The 16,464-nt window shown below is 71.3% G+C and carries 1 protein-coding gene (cut by a window edge); it reads right to left on the bottom strand.

All coding sequences use genetic code 11. The annotated features are described in order from the left end of the window. The coding region annotated (locus ACWDOP_RS35875; protein ID WP_456348621.1) for a non-ribosomal peptide synthase/polyketide synthase crosses the window boundary (this coding region is incomplete at its 3' end): on the bottom strand, window positions 1-16,464 show 16,464 of its 33,230 nt. 16,766 nt of the annotated region lie to the left of the window's left edge.

Raw genomic sequence — 16,464 nt, 5'->3', positions numbered from 1 at the left:
GTCGAGTTCGCCGGTGAGTCGGATGGCCAGCGGCAAGTTGTAGGCCGCCGAGGAGGTGTCGTACTGGTTCAGGAACCACATCCGCTGCTGCGCGAACGACAGCGGCGCGGACTCGCCGGGCACCCGCGGGCGGGCCACCAGCTTGGCGCGCGAGGCGCCGTCGGCGTGCGATTCGATACGCGCGGCGAGGGATTCGACCGTGGTCGCCTCGAAGAGCGTGCGCACCGCGACCGTGGTGTCCAGGGCCGCGCCGATGCGCGAGACCACCCGGGTGGCGATGAGCGAGTTGCCGCCCAGATCGAAGAAGTCGTCGTCCAGGCCGACTCTCGGCAGGTCCAGGACCTCCGCGAACACCGCGGCGACGGTCTCCTGGGTCGGGGTCTCCGGCGCCCGGAAGGCCCGGGCCTGCGCCGCCGGCGCGGGCAGCGCGCGGCGGTCGAGCTTGCCGTTGACGGTCAGCGGGATGGCGCCGAGCGGGACGACCGCGGCGGGCACCATGTACGAGGGCAGGCGCTCCCCCGCGCCGTCGCGTACGGCGAGCAGCCAGGATTCCGCCGCGTCGGCACCGGATTCGGGCACCACGTAGGCGACGATGCGCTGATCGCCCGGCTGGTCCTCGCGCACGATGACCGCGGCCTGCGCCACGCCCGGCTGCGCCAGGACCGCGGCCTCGATCTCACCGAGTTCGATGCGGAAGCCGCGCACCTTGACCTGATCGTCGGCGCGGCCGAGGTATTCGAGCTCGCCGAAACGATTCCAGCGCGCCACGTCGCCCGAGCGGTACAGCCGGCTGCCGTCGGCGCCGAACGGACTCGCCACGAAGCGGGCCGCGGTCAGGTCCGGGCGGTGCAGATAGCCGCGCGCCAATTGCGCTCCGGCGACGTACATCTCACCCGCGACGCCTACCGGCACCGGATGCAGGCGCTCGTCGAGCACGTACACCCGCAGGCCCGCGATGGCGCGGCCGACCACGCTGCCGGTGGCGGCCGCGATGGTGTCGGCGTCGAGCACCCGGTGCGAGACGTGCACCGTGGTCTCGGTGATGCCGTACATGTTCACCAGGTACGGGGTCGAATCGCCGTGGCGGGCAACCCAGTCCGAGAGACGGCGCAGCTCGAGCGCCTCGCCGCCGAAGATCACGTAGCGCAGCGCGAGCGCCGCGGCGCCGTCGGCGTCACGGCCCGCCGTGGCGATCCGATCGGCCTCGGCGAGCTGGTAGAACGCGGACGGGGTCTGGTTGAGCACCGTGACCCGTTCGCGGCGCAGCAGTTCCAGGAACTGCTCCGGCGAGCGCGAGACGTAGTAGTCGACCACCACGAGGGTGCCGCCGTACAGCAGCGGGCCCCACAGTTCCCACACCGAGAAGTCGAAGGCGTAGGAGTGGAACAGGGTCCACACGTCGTCCGGGCCGAAACCGAATTCGCGATCGGTATTGGCCATGAGCCGCACCACGTTCCGGTGCGCCACCGCGACGCCCTTGGGGCGGCCGGTGGAACCGGAGGTGTAGATGACGTAGGCGACGTGATCGGGATGCAGCGGGGCGATCCGATCGGCGTCGGTGATCGGGCCGTCCTCGGCGTCCTCGATGTCGCCGGCTTCCACGCCGTAGCCGTCGAGCAGCACCACCGGCAGACCGGCGGGCACGCTCACCTGCACGGTGGAATCGAGCACCACGCTGGTGGGCTCGGCGTCGGACAGCACGAAGGCGATGCGGTCGGCCGGGTAGCTCGGGTCGACCGGCACGTAGCCCGCGCCGGTCTTGATGACCGCGAGCAGGGCGACGACCAGGTCCAGCGAGCGCGGCAGCAGCACCGCGACCAGCGATTCCGGACCGGCGCCGTCCTCGATGAGCCTGCGCGCGACCACGTTCGCGCGCCGGTCCAGATCGGAGTAGGTCAGCTCGTCGCCGCCGAAGCGCGCGGCGATCCGGTGCGGATGCGCGGCCACGGCCTGATCGAAGAGTCCGGACAGGGTCGCGCCGGGGGCCGCGAACGGGCCGGTGAGCGCGCCCACCGGATCGGCGAAAAGACCCGTGGCCGAGCCGAACACGCTCTCGGCGATGCCGCGGGTGACCGTACCCGTCGTCGCCGCGGCGGCCAGGCGCGCGGCCTCGGCCAGCGCGACGATGTCGTCGCCGGCGGAGACCCAGCGCTCGGACACGTCGAGGCGTTCGCTCTCCCCGAGCAGGTCGATATCGCCCAGCAGCACGCCCGCGTCCTCGGTGACCGCGTGCAGGATCCGCACCAGGCGCTCGGCGAACGAGGCCACGGTCTCGGGGTCGAACAGGTCGGTGGCGTAGTTCCAGGACAGGCCGAGCGAGCCGTCGGCGCGCTCGCCCACGGTCAGCTGCACGTCGAATTTCGCGGTGCCCGCGTCGAATTCGACCGCCTCGACCGCGAGCTCGGGCAGCTCGAGCGCGCCCGCGTCCTTCGCGCCGGCGGCCTCGAAGGTCAGCGCGACCTGGAACAGCGGGTGGTGCGCCTGCGAGCGCACCGGGCTGATCACGTCGACCAGCCGCTCGAACGGCACGTCGGCGTGCGCGAACGCGGCCAGGTCGGTACGCCGCACCTCGGCCAGCAGCTCGCGGAAGGTGTTGTCCGGCAACACCGGGGTGCGCAGCACCAGGGTGTTGACGAACATGCCGATCAGGTCGTCGAGGGCGCGTTCGCCACGGCCCGCGATGGGCGTGCCGACCGCGATGTCGACCGAGCGGGACAGGCGCGCGGACCAGGTGGCCAGCGCGGCGTGCAGCACCATGAACAGGGTGACGTCGTGCTCGCGCGCGAGCGCGGTCAGCGCCCGGTGCAGTTCGGCGTCGACGGCGAACTCGTAGGTGGCGCCGGCGTTGCTGGCGATCTCCGGGCGCGGGCGGTCCGTCGGCAGCTCGATCTGCTCGGGCAGATCGCGCAGCTGCTCGGACCAGTACGCGACCTGCTGGGCCGCAATGGATTCCGCGTCGTTCTCGACCCCGAGCACCGTGCGCTGCCACAGCGCGTAGTCGGCGTACTGCACCGGCAGCGGGGCCCACTCCGGGGCCCGGCCGCCGCTGTGGGACAGGTAGGCCGCCACCACGTCGCGCAGCAGCGGGCGCAGCGAGAAGCCGTCGGCGCTGATGTGGTGCAGCACCAGCACCAGCACGTGTTCGGTGGCGCTCAGGCTCAGCACCGTCGCGCGGAACGGCAGCTCACGGGTGACGTCGAAGTAGACGGTCGCGAGTTCGGTGATGCGCGAGGGCAGTTCGGCGACGGTGACCGTCTCGGCCCGCACCTGGACATCGAGTTCGGCGGGATCGAGCACCCGCTGGAAGCCGTCGCCGGCGACCTCGGGGTACACGGTGCGCAGCGCCTCGTGCCGGGCCAGCACGTCGCCGATCGCGGCGCCGAACGCCTCGAGGTCGATCGCGCCGGTCAGCTTCAGCGCCACCGGGATGTTGTTCACGGCGGTGCGGTTGTCGAACCGGTTCAGGAACCACATGCGCTGCTGCGCCGGGGACAGCGGCACCAGGGCCACGGTCTCCCCGGTCGGCAGCGTGGTGGCCGCGGGCCGCTCCTGCGGGGCCAGCGGCGCCCGGCTGCCGGTGCCGACGCGCGATTCCAGGTGCGCGGCCAGCCCGGCGACCGTGGTCGCCTCGAACAGCGCGCGCAGCGGAATGTCGGCGTCCAGCGCCGCGGACAGCCGCGAGATCACCTGGGTCGCGATGAGCGAGTTGCCGCCGAGTTCGAAGAAGTCGTCGTCCAGGCCGACCCGCTCGCCGCCGAGCACGTCGGCGAACACGCCCGCCACGGTCTGCTCCACCGGGGTCTCCGGGGCGCGGTAGACCTTGGCCGCGAAGGCCGGCGCGGGCAGAGCACGGCGATCCAGCTTGCCGGAGGCGTTGAGCGGGAAGGCGTCGAGCACCACGTAGGCGGCGGGCACCATGTACGCCGGCAGCCGGCGCGCGAGTTCGCCCTTGACGGCCTCGGTGTCGATGACGCCGTCCGCGGCCACCAGGTACGCCACCAGCTGATCGCCGGTGCGCTCGTCTGCGCGCACCACGACCACCGACTGGGCGACCGCGGGCAGCGCCGCCAGGGCGGCCTCGATCTCGCCGAGCTCGATGCGCAGACCGCGCAGCTTCACCTGGAAGTCGGTGCGGCCCAGGTACTCCAGTTCCCCGGTGCCGGTCCACACCACCAGGTCGCCGGTGCGGTACATGCGCTCGTTCGCGGCGAACGGATTGGCCACGAAGCGATCCGCGGTCAGATCCGCGCGCGCCACGTAGCCCGTGGCGAGCTGATCGCCCGCCAGATAGAGCTCACCCGCGACACCCGCCGGAACCGGCCGCAGCCGCGAATCCAGCACGTACACCTGGGTGTTGAACACCGGTGCGCCGATCGGCACGCTCACGGTGTCGGCGTCCACGACCTCGTGGAAGGTGACGTCGACCGCGGCCTCGGTGGGGCCGTACAGGTTGTGCAGGCGCGCGCCGGTGAGCTCGCGCAACCGCTGCGCGGTGGTGGCGGGCAGCCCCTCACCGGAGGCGAAGACGTTGAGCAGACTGGCCGCGGCGGCGCCGTCCCCCGCCGCCAGTTCGGCGACGAAGACCGCCAGCATGGACGGCACGAAGTGCAGGGTGCTGACCCGCTCGGCGGCGATGATCCGCAGCAGGTAGGCCGGATCGCGGTGGCCGTCCGGCTTGGCGACGACCAGGCGCGCGCCGACCTGCAGGGGCCAGAAGAACTCCCACACCGACACGTCGAAGGTCGCGGGGGTCTTCTGCAGCACCACGTCGTGCCCGGCCAGACCGTACTGGGCGTGCATCCACACCAGGCGGTTGACGATGGCGGCGTGCGAGACGGCCACGCCCTTGGGGCGGCCGGTCGAACCCGAGGTGAAGATGACGTACGCGGTGTTGCCCGGGCGCAGCGGGGTCCGGCGGTCGGCATCGGTCAGCGGGGTGTCGGCGAATTCCGACAGGTCCAGCTGGTCGATCCGAACCTGGCGGCCCGCAACGCCTTCCAGATCCTCACCGGAAGTCAGCACGCACACCGGGCGCGCGGTCTCGAGGATGTAGTCGGTGCGCTCGGCCGGATGATCCGGATCCAGCGGCACGTACGCGCCACCGGCGACCGTGACGGCGTACATACCCGCCACCAGATCGATGGATCGGCGCATGCCCAGCGCCACATGGGATTCCGGGCCCACGCCCGCGGCGACGAGCCAGCGCGCGAGCCTGCGCACCCGGGCGGCGAACTCGGCGTAGGACAGACTCGTCCCCTCGAAGGTGACCGCGGTCGCCTCGGGGGTCTGCGCGACCTGCGCCTCGAACAGCGCGACCAGCGTCTGCGCGGCGCCCTCGGCGACGACGGGCAGCGCGGCGTCCAGTTCGAACGCGGTGTCGTTCCAGCCGTGCAGGACCCGCTGGCGCTCGTGATCGAGCAGCAGGTCCACATCGCCGACCCGGACCGCCGGATCGGCGACCAGCGCGGCGAGCATGCGCACGAAGCGCCGCCCGAAGACATCCGCGAACGCGGCGTCGAAAAGATCGGTGGCGTAGACGAGTTCGGCTTCCATCGCGGCGGCATCGGCGGCCGCCGAACCGGCGTCCACGATCTCACTCAGCGTGAGCTGCAGATCGAACTTGGCCGTCTGCTGGTCGATCTCGAGTTCGGCCACGCGCAGCCCCGGCAGTTCCAGGGCGGTCCGGCCCAGGTTCTGGAACGAGAGCATGACCTGGAACAGCGGGTGCCGCGCCTGCGAGCGGGCCGGGTTGAGCACCTCGACCAGGCGCTCGAACGGCAGATCGGCGTGCGCGAACGCCTGCAGATCCCGCTCGCGGACGGTGCCGAGCAGCTCGGCGAAACTCGCGCCGGTGTCCACCGGCGAGCGCAGCACCAGGGTGTTGACGAACATGCCGACCAGGTCGTCCAGCGCCTGCTCGCCGCGACCGGCCACCGGGATGCCGACGGCGATGTCGTCGGTGCCGCTCAGGCGCGCCAGCAGCGCCGCGAAAGCGCCGTGCACCACCATGAACAGCGTGGTGCCGTGCTGCTGCGCGACGCGGGTGAGCCCGCCGATGAGCTCGCCGGGCACCTGGAAGCGGTGCGTGCCCGCGGCGTAGGTGGCCACCGCCGGGCGCGGGCGCGTGGACAGCCGCAGCTCGTCCGGCAGCCCGGCCAGGGTCTCGCGCCAGTAGTCCAGCTGTTCGGTGCTCAGCGAACGCGGATCATCCTCCGCGCCCAGGGTTTCGCGCTGCCACAGCGCGTAATCGGCGTACTGCACCGGCAATTCGGTCCAGCCGGGCGCTTCGCCGCCACTGCGCGCCACGTAGGCGGTCATGAGATCGCGCACCAGCGGATTCATCGAGAAACCGTCGGCGGCGATGTGATGGGCGACGAGCACGAGCACGTGCTCGTCCGCGGCGGTCCGGAACGCGCGCACGCGCACCGGCGGTTCCGCGGTGACGTCGAAGCCGCGACCGGCGAAACCCCGTACCGCGGTGAGCAGATCGACCGCGCCCACCTCGACCACGTCGAGCTGGGGCACGGCCCGCGCGGCGGGCAGCACCCGCTGGTACGCGCGGCCCTCGTGCGAGGGGTAGATGGTGCGCAGCGACTCGTGCCGCGCGACCACGTCCGCGACCGCGGCCCGCATGGCGTCCAGATCCAGTGCGCCCGAGAGCTGTACGGCCGCCGGGATGTTGTTCGCGGCCGAATCGGTGTCGAACCGGTTCAGGAACCACATGCGCTGCTGCGCGAGCGAGAGCGGCGGGTACTCCGGGCGGGTGCGCGCGGTGAGCGCCTGGCGCACACCGGTTCCCGCGTGCGACTCCACCCGCGCGGCCAGCGCCGCGACGGTGGGCGCCTCGAACAGCGCGCGCACGCCGATCTCGGCCTTCAGCGCGACCGAGAGCCGGGCCACGACCTGGGTCGCGACGAGCGAGTTGCCGCCGAGTTCGAAGAAGTCGTCGTCCACGCCGATGCGTTCGGCGCCGAGCAGATCGGCGAAGATCTGCGCGATGATCTCCTCGATGGGAGTGGCGGGCGCGCGGAAGCGCTTGGTCTCGAAGACCGGCGCGGGCAGCGCCCGGCGATCGAGCTTGCCCGAGGCGTTGACCGGGAAGGCGTCCAGCACGACCAGCGCCGCGGGCACCATGTACGCGGGCAGCGACCGGCCGAGCGCGGCCTTGACCGCGTCGGTGTCCACGACGGCGTCCGCGTCCGGGACCACGTAGCCCACGAGCTGATCACCGGCGTGCGCGTCGGTACGCACCACCACCACCGACTGCGCGATGCTCGGCTCCGCGAGCAGCGCGGCCTCGATCTCGCCCAGTTCGATGCGCAGGCCGCGCAGCTTGACCTGGAAGTCGGTGCGGCCCAGGTAGTTCAGTTCCCCGTCGGCGGTCCAGGTGACCAGGTCGCCGGTGCGGTACATGCGGCTGCCCGGCGCGCCGAACGGGTCGGCCACGAAGCGGTCGGCCGACAGGTCGGGGCGGCCCAGGTAGCCGCGCGCGAGCTGATCGCCCGCGAGATAGAGCTCTCCCGCGATACCCGGGGCGACCGGGTTGAGCCGGGCGTCGAGCACGTAGGTCCGGGTGTTCCACACCGGGCGGCCGATCGGCACCGCGACCGTGTCGGCGTCGACGACCTCGTGGTACGTGACGTCGACCGCGGCCTCGGTGGGACCGTAGAGGTTGTGCAGCCGGGCGCCGGTCAGCTCGCGCAGCTTGTGCGCGGTGGGCGCCGGCAGCGCTTCACCGGAGGCGAAAACCTGGCGCAGGAGGGTGTTCCGGCCGTCGCGCCGCTCCGGCGCGTCCGTGTCGGCTTCGAGGGCAGAGGTGAAGACCGAGAGCATCGAGGGCACGAAGTGGGCGGTCGTGATGCCCGCCTCGGCGATGATCTTCGCCAGGTACACCGGATCGCGGTGGCCGTCGGGCTTGGCCACGACCAGGCGCGCACCGGTCTGCAGGGGCCAGAAGAACTCCCACACCGACACGTCGAAGGTGGCCGGGGTCTTCTGCAGCACCGCGTCGTTCGCGTCGATCGGGTACTCGTGCTGCATCCACAGCAGGCGGTTCACGATGGCGCGGTGCTCGACCGCGACGCCCTTGGGGCGGCCGGTGGAGCCGGAGGTGAAGATGACGTAGGCGGTGTGCTCGGGCGAGATCGCCCGTCCGCGTTCGGCATCGGTGATCGGGGCGGCGGAGAACCCGTCCAGGTTCAGCGCGTCGATCTCGAGCACCGGCACGTTGCGGCCCGTCACGAAATCGTCGCGACCGGTGGTCAGGATCGCGGCGGGGCGTGCGGTGTCCAGCACGTAGTCGATGCGCTCGCCCGGCTGATCGGGATCCAGCGGCACGTAGGCGCCGCCGGCCTCGAGCACGGCGTACATCGCCACGACCAGGTCGGTGGACCGGCGAATGGCAAGGGCCACCGGCGATTCCGCGCCCACCCCGGACGCGATGAGCTTGCGCGCCAGCCGGTGCACCCGCGCGGCGAACTCGGCGTAGGACAGAGCTGTCCCCTCGAATTCGACGGCCGTCGCGTCGGGGCTGCTCAGGACCTGTTCCTCGAACAGCGACACCAGCGTCGCCGCCTCCGGGCGCAGGCCGATCGGCAGCGCGCGGGCGATGTCGTATCCGGTGTCGTTCCAGCCCGACAGCACGCGCTCGCGCTCGTCGCCGGCGAGCAGGTCGATGTCGCCGAGCGGGCGGTCCGGGTCGGCCACCACGGCCGCCAGGATCAGATCCAGCCGCCGCGCGAACGCCGCGATCGTGTCCTCGTCGAAAAGGTCACGCGCGTAAGAGAACTCGGCGGACATGCCGGCGTTCTCGCCATCCGGGCCCTGGGCTTCCTGCAGGGTCAGCTGCAGGTCGAACTTGGCCAGTTCGGCGTCGTAGTCCACGCCGTTGACCGAGAGCCCGGGCAGTTCCAGGCTCGCCTGGCGGGTGTTCTGGAAGGTCAGCATGACCTGGAACAGCGGGTGCCGCGACTGCGAGCGGGCCGGGTTGAGCACCTCGACCAGGCGCTCGAACGGCACGTCCGCGTGCGCGAACGCGTGCAGGTCGGTGTCGCGGGCCTGCGCGAGCAGATCGGCGAAGGTCCGGCCCGCGTCCACCTCGGTGCGCAGCACCAGGGTGTTCACGAACATGCCGACCAGATCGTCCAGCGCGGCCTCACCGCGGCCGTGCACCGGCGTGCCGATGACGATGTCCTCGGTGCCCGAGAGCCGGGCCAGCAGCACCGCGAGGGCGCTGTGCAGCACCATGAACAGCGAGGCGTTGTGCCGGCGGCCCAGCTCCACCAGGTGCTGCTGGGTCTGCGCCGAGATCGCGAACGGGTAGGTGCCGCCGCGGTAGCTCGCCACCGCCGGGCGCGGGCGATCCGAGGGCAACACCAGCTCGTCCGGCAGCGCCGCGAGGGTGTCGGTCCAGTAGCGAATCTGCTTGGCGATCAGCGAATCCGGGTCGTCCTCGGAACCGAGCACCTCGCGCTGCCACAGCGAGTAGTCCGCGTACTGCACGGGCAGCTCGGACCAGGCCGGGGCCTCCCACGAGGTACGCGCGGCGTAGGCGACCATGACGTCGCGGGCCAGCGGGCCCATGGACCAGCCGTCGGCGCTGATGTGGTGGACCACCATGCCGAGGATGTACTCGGTCTCGCTGATCTCGAAAAGCGCCGCGTGCATGGGCACTTCGCCGGTCACGTCGAACGCCATGGTGGCCAGCTCGACCAGGTGATCGACCAGGTTGTCCTCGGTGACCAGCACCGGGGTCAGGTCGGGCACGATCTGCGCGGCGTCCAGGACCTGCTGCACCGGGCCGTACGGGGTCTCGGGGAAGACCGTGCGCAGCGACTCGTGCCGGTCGATCACGTCGATGACCGCGACCTGCAGCGCCGCCACGTCCAGATCGCCCGAGAGCCGGATGGCCACCGGGATGTTGTTCACCGCGGAGGCGGTGTCGAACCGGTTCAGGAACCACATGCGCTGCTGCGCAAGAGAAAGCGGGATGTCGGCCGGCCGTTCGCGGGCCACCAGCGCCTTGCGCGCGCCCGCGCCGACCTGCGACTCCACCCGGGCGGCCAGCGCGGCCACCCCGGACGCCTCGAAGAGCATGCGCACCGGCACCTTGGTGTCCAGCGCGGTGCCGAGGCGGGCCGCCACCTGGGTGGCGATCAGCGAGTTGCCGCCGAGTTCGAAGAAATCGTCGTGCGCGCCGACCCGGGCGCCGGGCCCGAGATCGAGCACCTCGGCGAAGATCTGGGCGACGATCTCCTCGATCGGGGTGGACGGCGCCTGGAATTCGCGCACCTCGAAGGTGGGCGCGGGCAGGGCGCGGCGATCGAGCTTGCCGTTGGGGGTCAGCGGGATCTCGCGCAGCAGCACGAAGGCCGAGGGCACCATGTACGGCGGCAGATTGCGCGCCAGTCCGGCCTTGACCGCGTCCAGGTCCATGACGCCGCCGGCGGGCACCAGGTATGCCACGATCTGATCGCCGAGCCGGTCGTCCGGCCGCACGATGACCGCGGCCTGGCTCACCTGCGGGTGCGCCAGTACCGCCGCCTCGATCTCGCCGAGCTCGATGCGGAAGCCGCGGACCTTGACCTGATCGTCGGCGCGGCCCAGGTAGACGAGGTCGCCCTCGGCGCTCCACTTGGCCACGTCGCCCGAGCGATACAGCCGCGCACCGGGTTCCCCGAACGGGCTGGCGACGAACCGGCCCGCGGACAGATCCGCCCGGCCCAGGTAGCCGCGCGCCAATTGCTCACCGGCGACGTAGATCTCGCCGGGCACGCCCACCGGCACCGGCCGCAGGCGGCGGTCCAGCAGGTACACCCGCAGGCCCGGAATCGCCTGGCCGATGAGGCTGCCGTTGGCCGCCGCGACCGCGGCGCGGTCGAGCGGGCGGTAGGTGACATGCACCGTGGTCTCGGTGATGCCGTACATGTTGATCAGACGCGGCGCGTCCTCGGGGTGGCGGGTGTACCACTCGTTCAGGCGCCGAAGTTCCAGCGCCTCACCGCCGTACACGACATAGCGCAGCGCCAGCGGCGCGGTGCCGCGCCCGGCGCGGTCCATCTCGGCCAGCTGGTAGAACGCGGACGGGGTCTGGTTCAGGACCGTGACCCGCTCCTCCTGCAGCAGTTCCAGGAACTGCTCCGGGGACCGCGAGGTGAAGTAGTCGACCACGACCAGGGTGCCGCCGTACAGCAGCGGGCCCCAGAGTTCCCACACCGAGAAGTCGAAGGCGTACGAGTGGAACATGGTCCACACGTCGTTCTCGTCGAAATCGAACCAGGCGTCGGTGTTGTCGAACAGCCGCACCACGTTCCGGTGCGGGATCAGCACGCCCTTGGGGCGGCCGGTCGAGCCGGAGGTGTAGATGACGTAAGCGATGTTCTCCGGGCGCAGCGCGCCCAGGCGTTCGGCGTCGGCGATCGGGGCCGAATCCACCAGCGCCAGTTCGGGATCGTCCACCGCGAGCACGGGAACCGCGGCGGGCAGCGACATCTCGTGCCGCAGGGTGCTGACCACGCAGATCGGCTCGGCGTCCGCGAGCATGAACTCGATGCGCTCGGCGGGATAGGTCGGATCGACCGGCAGGTAGCCGCCGCCCGCCTTGAGCACCGCCAGCAGCGCGACCACGAGTTCGGCCGAGCGCGGCAGCGCCACCGCGACCAGGGTGTCCGGCCGCACGCCCGCGCCGATCAGCGCGCGCGCCAGCTGATTCGCGCGCTCGTCGAGTTCGGCGTAGGTCAGGCGCTCGCCCTCGAAGACGACCGCGGTGCGATCGCGATGCGCGCGCACGGTGGCGTCGAACAGCTCCAGCAGCGTGGACTCGCGCGCGACATCGGGGCCCGCGGAGGTCCAGTCGCCGGTGACCAGGGCGCGTTCGGCGGATTCGAGCAGGTCGATATCGCCGATGAGGCTGTCGGGAGCGGCGGTGACCGTCTCCAGGATGCGCCGCAGCCGGGCGGTGAAGGTGGTGATGGTCGCTTCGTCGAACAGGTCGGTGGCGTACTGCGCCACGGCCTCGATGCCCTCGGGTTCGCCCGCGCCGCCGCGCCTTTCGGTGAGCGTCCACTGCAGGTCGAACTTGGCGATGTCGACTTCGAGCTCTTCGGCGGTGACCGCGAGACCCGGCAGTTCCACCGTGGCGTGCGACATCTCCTGGAAGGAGAGCATCACCTGGAACAGCGGATGGCGCGCCTGCGAGCGGGCCGGGTTGAGCACCTCGACCAGGCGCTCGAACGGCACGTCCGCGTGCGCGAACGCGGACAGGTCCGATTCGCGGGTGCGCGCGAGGAAGTCGCTGAAACGCTCGCCGCCGTCCACCTCCGAGCGCAGCACCAGGGTGTTGACGAACATGCCGATCAGGTCGTCGAGCGCCTGCTCGCCGCGACCGGCGATCGGGGTGCCCACCGCGATGTCGGTGGTGCCGCTGGAGCGGGCGAGCAGCACCGCGATGGCGGCGTGCATGACCATGAACAGGCTGACGCCCTGGGCGCGCGCCAGTTCGGTGAGCGCGCGGTGCAGATCCGCGTCGATGTCGAAGCGCACCCGGCCGCCGCCGAACGTGGGTTCGGCCGGGCGCGGCCGATCCGAGGGCAGATCGAGCTGATCGGGCAGACCCGCCAGAGTCGAACGCCAGTAGGCGATCTGGCGGGCGGCCATGGATTCGGGATCGGACTCCGCGCCGAGCAGCTCGCGCTGCCAGATGCTGTAGTCCTGGTACTGCACCGCCAGCGGCGCCCAGGCGGGCTCGACGCCGCCGACGCGGGCCAGGTAGGCGGCGATCATGTCGCGCGCCAGCGGGCCGAACGACACGCCGTCCGCGGCGATGTGGTGCACGACGAACGCGACCGCGTACTCCGGGGTGTCACCGCCGTCCGCGATCTCGTACACGCGCACCCGGATGGGCAGCTCGGTGGTGACGTCGAAGCCGGTGGCCGCGAATTCGGTGAGCACGGCGGGCAATTGCGCCGCCGCGATGGTTTGCACCGCGATGCCCAGGTCCACCTCGCCGGCGGGCACCAGCTGCTGGAAACCGCCGTCCCCGGACTCGGGGAAGATCGTGCGCAGGGCTTCCTGCCGCTCCACCACGTCCATGAGCCCGGCAGTCAGGGCGGCCAGGTCGACCTCGCCGCGCAGGCTCACCACGAACGGCAGGTTGTAGGTGGGCGAGGTGGGATCGAACTGGTTGATGAACCACAGGCGCTGCTGTGCCAGCGAGAGCGGCACCCGCGCCGGGCGCTGCTGCGCCACCAGCGGGGGGCGCGCCGAAACATCGGACGGGCCTTCGGCTTCCACCCGCGCGGCCAGTCCGGCCACGGTCGGGGTCTCGAACAGCGCGCGCACGCCGATCCGGGTGCCGAACGCGGCCGAGACGCGGGCCACGACCTGGGTGGCGACCAGCGAGTTGCCGCCCAGGTCGAAGAAATTGTCGTCCACGCCGACCCGGTCGTGCCCGAGGACATCGGCGAACACGCCCGCCACGATCTCCTCGGCGGCGGTGCGCGGCGCGCGGTAGCCGGCGGCGTCCGCGCTGAACACCGGCTCGGGCAGGCCCTTGCGGTCCAGCTTGCCGGAGGTGTTGAGCGGGAAGGCTTCCAGCACCATGATCGAGGCCGGGACCATGTAGGTCGGCAGCTTCTCGGCCGCGAAGCGGGTCAGCGCGGCGGGATCGATGGTCTGCCCCGGCACCGGGACCACGTAGGCCACCAGCTGCTGGCCGGTGGCGGTGTCCATGACAAGCACCGCGGCCTGGCTCACCGTCGGGTGCGCGAGCAGGTCGGTCTCGATCTCGCCGAGCTCGATGCGCTGACCGCGGAACTTCACCTGGAAATCGGTGCGGCCGATGTACTCCAGCGCGCCGAAGGTCCCGGACTCGTCGCTCGCGACGGTCCAGCGCACCAGGTCGCCGGTGCGGTACATGCGCTCGCCGGCGGTGGACAGCGGATTGGCGACGAACCGATCCGAGGTCAGATCCGGGCGGCCCTTGTACCCGCGCGCGAGCTGGCGCCCGCCCAGGTACAGCTCGCCCGCCGCGCCGATCGCGGCCGGGCGCAGCCGCGAATCCAGCACGTAGACTTCGACATTCCATTCGGGCACGCCGATCGGCACCGTGACGGTGTCCGCGGCGGTGTTCTCCCAGTAGGTCACCGAGACCGCGGCCTCGGTCGGGCCGTACAGGTTGTGCAGGCCCGCACCGGAAATCGCGCGGAAGCTCGCGCCGGTCTCCGGCGGCAGCGCCTCACCGATGACGAAAACGTGCTGCAGCGAAGCGCATTGGGCCGCGGTGGCGTGCGCGACGAAAACCGTCAGCATGGACGGCACGAAGTCGGTGACGGTGACGCCGTGCCGGTGGATGGTCTCGGCCACGTACAGCGGATCGCGATGCCCGTCCGGGGTCGCGATGATCAGCTTGGCGCCCACCATGAGCGGCAGGAAGTAGCCCCACAGCGAGACGTCGAAGGTGGTGGCGGTCTTCTGCAGGTAGACATCGTCCGCGGTGAGCCCGTACTCGTCGAGCATCCACAGCTCTTGATTGACGATGGCGTGGTGGGTGACCGCGACGCCCTTGGGACGGCCGGTGGAACCCGAGGTGTAGATGACGTAGGCGGTGTTGAACGGCCGCAGCGGGGCCAGCCGGTCGGCGTCGGTCAGCGGGGCGTCGGAGTAGTCCGACACGTCCAGGGTGTCGATCTCCAAGCGCCGCACGGACGCCGGGAGTTCGAGCTCGTCACGGGCGGTGGTCAGCACGCAGACCGGTGCCGCGGACTCGAGGATGTACGCGGTGCGATCGGCCGGATGATCCGGATCGATCGGCACGTACGCGCCACCGGCGCGCAGCACCGCGTGCATGCCGATCACCAGGTCGAGCGAGCGGCGCATACCCAGCGCGACAAGCGATTCCGGCCCGACGCCGTCGGCGACGAGGAAGTGCGCGAGCCGGTTGACGCGCGCGCCGAACTCGGCGTAGGTCAGCGTCTCGCCCTCGAATTCCAGGGCGATGTTGTCCGGCGTCAGCGGGATCTGGGCGTCCAGCAGCGCGGGCAGCGTGGTGTCCGGGACCTCGTGGCCGGACCGGTTCCAGTCGAGCAGGCTGCGGGTGCGCTCGGCGGCGGTGGTGATGGGCAGGCCCCACACCGGCTGTTCGGCGCCCGCCTCGAGGAAGCGGTCGAAGAACTCGAGGAAGCGCGAATGATGCTGCGCCGTCTCGGCGTCGGAGTACAGGTTGGGGTTGGTCTCGAAGTCGATGTGGTTCCGCGCGCCGCCCCGGGACTGGTACAGGTTGACGCCGAGGTCCTCGATGGAACCGGTGGAGAGCACGCTCAGCTCACCGGTCACGTCGCCGAGGGTGACCTCGTTGTGGAACATCATGATGTTCACCCAGGGACCGAAGAACTCCCGGGTGACCACGCCCTCGCCCGCGCTGTCGCGGCGGATGTCCTCGTGCCGGTAGCGCTGATGCCGCAGCGCGCCGGACACTTCCACGGTCACGGCCTTGAGCAGCTCGCTCACCGTCGTGCCGTATCCCACGCGCAGGCGCAGCGGCACGATGTTCGACACCGCGCCGCCGGAGCGGCGCATGGCGGCGGTGGTGCGGGCGGTCACCGGCAGGCTGAGGATGACGTCCTCGGAACCGGTCCACTGCGCCAGGTACGCCGCGAAGCCCGCGATCAGCAGACCGGCGGGCGAATTCTCGTGACGCGCGACCGCCGCGTCCAGCAGCGAGGTCTGATCCTCGGTGAGCGCGGCGGAGGCGATGCCGTTGATCGCGGCCGGCGGCGCCGAGCGACCGGACAGACTGGTGCCGTCCTCCAGACCGGCGACACGCTCGGTCCAGTACTCCTTGTCGCCCTTGAAACGCGTGCTGTCGCGGTAGGAGAACTCCTGCTCGACCAGCGTGCGCAGGTCGGTGGCCTTGCTCGGCGCGAGTTCGGTGCCGTGGAAACGAGCGGTGTAGACCTCGGCGACCCGGTTCATGTAGGTCATGGCGCCGAAGCCGTCGAGCACGATGTGATGGACGCGGGCGTACCAGTAGTAGAGGTCCTCGCCCACGTGCAGCACCGCGCCGCGGATCAGGCGGTCGGCGGTGATGTCCATCGGGCGGCTGTAGTCGGCGCGCATCCACGCCAGGGCGGCCGCGCGCGGATCCTGCGCGTCGCGGAAATCGGCCCGGTAGATCGTGCGGTCCAGGCTGGGGTCGACCACCTGCAGCGGTTCGCCGTCACGTTCGACGATGCGCAGGAAGCCGGAACCGACCTCGAGGGAGGCTTCGACCATGGCGGCTTCGAGCAGCGGGACGTCGATCTCGCCGCGCAGTTCGACGAACTGCGCGATATTGATCGGCACCTGCGGGTCGAGGTGCTGGGCGTACCAGATGCCCAGCTGAGCGGGCGACAGCGGGAAAGCCTCGCCCGATCCCGGCGCGATTTCGCTGCCAGCTTCGTCGTTGCCGCCGAAATCTAGCCGGTCCAA

This window comes from Nocardia sp. NPDC003693, from assembly GCF_053981095.1.
Note: the sequence above shows the minus strand (reverse complement) of the source record. Positions and strands in the feature narration are given on the sequence as shown.